General features: G+C 48.7%; 5 protein-coding genes. All 5 read right to left on the bottom strand.

Annotated elements, in window-relative coordinates; translation table 11 throughout:
- Positions 1–39 precede the first annotated feature (39 nt).
- The 5 genes from J4F31_12260 to J4F31_12240 all read right to left on the bottom strand — a co-directional run bounded on the left by J4F31_12260 (position 40) and on the right by J4F31_12240 (position 3,473).
- Positions 40–549, bottom strand: coding sequence for a hypothetical protein (locus tag J4F31_12260; GenBank protein MCE2497325.1), 510 nt, complete (start codon positions 547–549; stop codon positions 40–42).
- A 277-nt stretch (positions 550–826) separates the two neighbouring features.
- Positions 827–1,348, bottom strand: coding sequence for a DUF420 domain-containing protein (locus J4F31_12255; GenBank protein ID MCE2497324.1), 522 nt, complete (start codon positions 1,346–1,348; stop codon positions 827–829).
- A gap of 69 nt (positions 1,349–1,417) precedes the next feature.
- Positions 1,418–2,161, bottom strand: a complete 744-nt coding sequence (locus J4F31_12250) for an SCO family protein (protein ID MCE2497323.1) — start codon at positions 2,159–2,161, stop codon at positions 1,418–1,420.
- 12 nt (positions 2,162–2,173) lie between these two features.
- Entirely contained in the window at positions 2,174–2,488 is a 315-nt protein-coding gene (locus tag J4F31_12245; protein MCE2497322.1) for a cytochrome C oxidase subunit IV family protein, read from the bottom strand.
- A gap of 76 nt (positions 2,489–2,564) precedes the next feature.
- A complete protein-coding gene (locus J4F31_12240; protein ID MCE2497321.1) occupies positions 2,565–3,473 on the bottom strand; it encodes a cytochrome c oxidase subunit 3 in 909 nt (302 codons plus the stop codon).
- Between the last annotated feature and the right edge of the window lie 166 nt (positions 3,474–3,639).

The following is a 3,639-nucleotide window of genomic DNA, read 5'->3' as shown; positions in this document are numbered from 1 at the left end:
TTCCACTCATAACTTAGCCTAATGTAGGTACTTTTAAATTTAACCTAGCAAGTGGTCTAAATTTCGGGGAGTATTACACCCGGCCGCCCCAGGTGAAAAAACCTGTGGAGTATAACCGCTACTAGAGGTTACATAATAGGGAGCCCCACTACCACCAGCGGTATAGACCGGTCCGGCATTTGCTCGAGATTGTGAGGAAATATATCCGGCACCGGAACTGGGAATAGACCAACTTGTGCCTGCTGGCCAAACCTTGTTACCATCACTGTCCATGATGCGCACCCAGAGGTTATCACCACCTTCCTGAAACCCAAAATAAATAGCCTCGTTGGCATTTTCCAAAGTGACATAAATTCGCTGAGTAGAATCACAACCGAAGAAAGGTACGAGGTTTTGTCCGCCCGGCCCACGACCTATCTCCAACTGAATTTGGGGACCACCGTTGACATTGGCCTCTTTGGAGCCTTCTGCCTGAGCGGCAGGATGAACAAGTAATGCGGTAAATAAAAATACAAGAGTTTTCAGTGACGAGCGTAGTGCTAATGGCATAGGTTTGCAGGTTAGGGGTTAGGGCCCCGCCATCATTCACGAAAACAAAACACCTCAGCACCTACCTCAATTAGAGGAAGTCAGGAGGTGTTGTTTCATGCCCGTTGCCTTAACCTATTGAGCTAAATCCAACGCGTTCAGTCAGGTGGGACGAACTAACGCTCACCAAACAATTTGCCTGCCAGTACCTTTATGAGTTGATTTTCAGCGCCTTAAATATGTCCCCCAATACAATCCTTCTACTTTTGAGAAAAATGGTGACCCATTTGCAAAATAATCAGGCGTAATAGGGCGCCATGAACAGATAAACCAACACACCCGTAACACTGACGTAAAACCAGATTGGCCAAGTTATTTTAGCCACTTTACGGTGCTTGTTAAATTCACCTTTGGTTCCGCGATAGATGCTAAAAAGGGCGAGCGGAACAATGAAGATCGCGAGGAAGATGTGCGAGATCAGGATGAAGTAGTAAAAGGACCTGATCACCCCCTCCCCTCCAAACGCGGTGGGAGGCGTATTGACCTTGCTCAAGACGTAGCTCACCAAGAACAATGAACTCAGTCCAAAGGCCGTCCACATGACCTTTTGGTGGGCTTTGCGCCGACCGTTCTTAATTAGTATCAGCCCCAGCAACAGCAACAGGGACACCGTTCCGTTTATGGTCGCGTGAAACAATGGGAAATTGGCGTCGATATTCACCAGATCCATGGGGAAGTAGATCAATACGGCGACAGCGATGGGGATGATGACTGATAGGGCAATGATGACCGGTATCCAGGGTTTGTCGTTCAGGCTCATTTCGTTGTTCGTTGTTCGTTGTTCGTTGTTCGTGGGTGTTCCGAAAAACACACAACGGACAACGGAAAACTATTTCTTCATTCGGCGTTGCTCGGCGCGTTTGGTCGACAATCGATATTCCGCTAATAAAACCTTTATATCGTCAATGAGTTCATTGACCTCTGCATCGGAGGTTCCATCGTAGACGGCGCGAGGGTTTCCGAGTTTGTCGATGCCCGATCTTATGTGGCCGTCTTTATCGATGAGTACGAGATACTCGCTGTGTAGGAATCCGCCCGGAGCCAAATCGTCGATCATGGCGTTCACGAAATAGCCCTCGGCGGCAACGCGATATATGCTGTCGAGCGGACCGGTCAAGAAGGTCCACTTATCTTCGTTGGCTCCCAGTTCCGCAGCGTAGCTCTTGAGCACTTCGGACGTATCGTGCTCGGGGTCGACGGTGAAACTGAGCAGGGCGAAATCATCGTATTCTTCGAAACGACTTTGCAGGCGGAGCATACTCTGCTGCATTGCCGGACATATGGTAGGGCACGAGGTGAAGAAAAAATCGGCCACGTACACCATCTCGCCGTAGGCGGTATTGCTCCAATCCTCCCCGTTTTGGTCGGTGAGGGTGAACTCCGGAATGGTGTGGTACAAGGTATCGATCACTTTTCGGCCGTCGATCTCAACGATATCGATGCCGTGTCGCGGACCGATGTAACTCAAGTGAACGAAATTATGACGCCCGGTGGTGAGCGCGATGTAAAATGCGGATGGGAAAATGAGGATCGCCAGGAGGATGACGGCCTTTTTCAGGACTTTCTGATCCATGAGCTCGTTCTTTTAGCTGATGGCTTGGTAGATATAATCACCTTCAACTAAAAGAATAAACACCAAATAAGGGATAAGGATCAAAGCCGGCAGTGCTATCGCCCATTTTAAATTGGTTCGCTCGTATTTCCAGTGCATGAAATAGCTCACGATGTAAAAGGCCTTCACCAACGTAAGGATGATGAACGTCAAGTTCAACAGGCTGGTGCCGAGCACGCCGACCATCATGAAGTCGGGCTTAATGATACCCAAGGCAACTTCAACGGTCGTTACCACCAGTAACAACCAGAATACGAACCAAATTCGCTTTACTGAAATTCCAGACATTCTTTATAGCTTTTGGCCATTGGCCATTGACTGTTAGCGGCTAAAAGCTAACGGCTAATGGCTAATAGCTTTGTTCTTACACCAGATAGAAGAAGGTAAATACAAACACCCACACAAGGTCAACGAAGTGCCAGTACAGACCGACCTTTTCGACCATTTCGTAGTGTCCGCGGCGTTCGTATGTTCCCGCTAATATGTTGATGAAAATAATGATGTTCAGCATTACCCCGGAGAACACGTGGAATCCGTGGAATCCGGTAATGAAGAAGAAGAAGTTGGCAAAGAGCGGCGCACCGTATTCGTTACGCGTCATGTTCGCTCCTTGAACCACCATGGCTTCGTCGAAATGCTCGAGCACCTCTTCCTTGGTCATGACCATTCCGTTCTTGCCCGGCTGTTGCAAGCTGTACTCGCCGTGTGCAAAACCTTCTTTTACTTGGGCGAGCTCAAAGTACTCGTGGTGTCCGTGAGCTGCGTGATGATCGGGACCGTGAACTACGGTACTCAAGCTAATGTGTTCGCCTTCGGCATCAACCACGTGCATAACCTCTCCGGTAGCCAATTCAACGGCTCCTTTGTCACCGATGATGAAGTGGTACCACTCCCAGGCCTGTGAGCCCAAGAATATGAAGCCACCGATGATGGTGGCGAACATCCACATGGCCACCTTATTCTTGTTCATGTGCTCACCCTCGTGAACGGCCAGTACCATGGTCACCGACGACATAATGAGGATGAAGGTCATGAGGGCTACGTAGAGCAGCGGCTGGTCTCCGTTTACGAACGGGAAGTGCGTAAAAACGTTTTCGGCGATGGGCCAAGTTTCAATGAACTTGAAACGCATTAAACCGTACGCCGTCAAAAATCCGGAGAAAGTGAGGGCATCTGAGATCAGGAAAAACCACATCATCAGTTTTCCGTAACTGGCGCCTAGCGGGCGATTACCTCCGCCCCACACATTTTCTTCTGCTGCAACCGTTGCCATTCGAAGGGTCTTTAGTTAGGTGGTGCAATTATACGGCTTTTTTCAAAAAAAGGTGCTGTATTAAATCGCAAGTGAACGTGCGATTTTCTACATATAAACTATAAAGACGTCTACTACTGACGATCTAGTGCAGCTTCGGCAGTTTTTGTCGGAGCTGTTTTTTTGT

It is taken from the genome of Flavobacteriales bacterium, assembly GCA_021296215.1.
Lineage (GTDB): Bacteria > Bacteroidota > Bacteroidia > Flavobacteriales > ECT2AJA-044 > ECT2AJA-044.
The sequence above is the reverse complement of the archived record's forward strand: the minus strand, read 5'-3'. Positions and strand labels throughout refer to the sequence as shown.

Excerpts from the sequence above, each read along its gene's own strand:
- J4F31_12250 (MCE2497323.1), bottom strand. The coding sequence starts at position 2,161 with ATGGATCAGAAAGTCCTGAAAAAGGCCGTCATCCTCCTGGCGATCCTC.
- J4F31_12260 (MCE2497325.1), bottom strand. The coding sequence starts at position 549 with ATGCCATTAGCACTACGCTCGTCACTGAAAACTCTTGTATTTTTATTT.
- J4F31_12245 (MCE2497322.1), bottom strand. The coding sequence starts at position 2,488 with ATGTCTGGAATTTCAGTAAAGCGAATTTGGTTCGTATTCTGGTTGTTA.
- J4F31_12240 (MCE2497321.1), bottom strand. The coding sequence starts at position 3,473 with ATGGCAACGGTTGCAGCAGAAGAAAATGTGTGGGGCGGAGGTAATCGC.
- J4F31_12255 (MCE2497324.1), bottom strand. The coding sequence starts at position 1,348 with ATGAGCCTGAACGACAAACCCTGGATACCGGTCATCATTGCCCTATCA.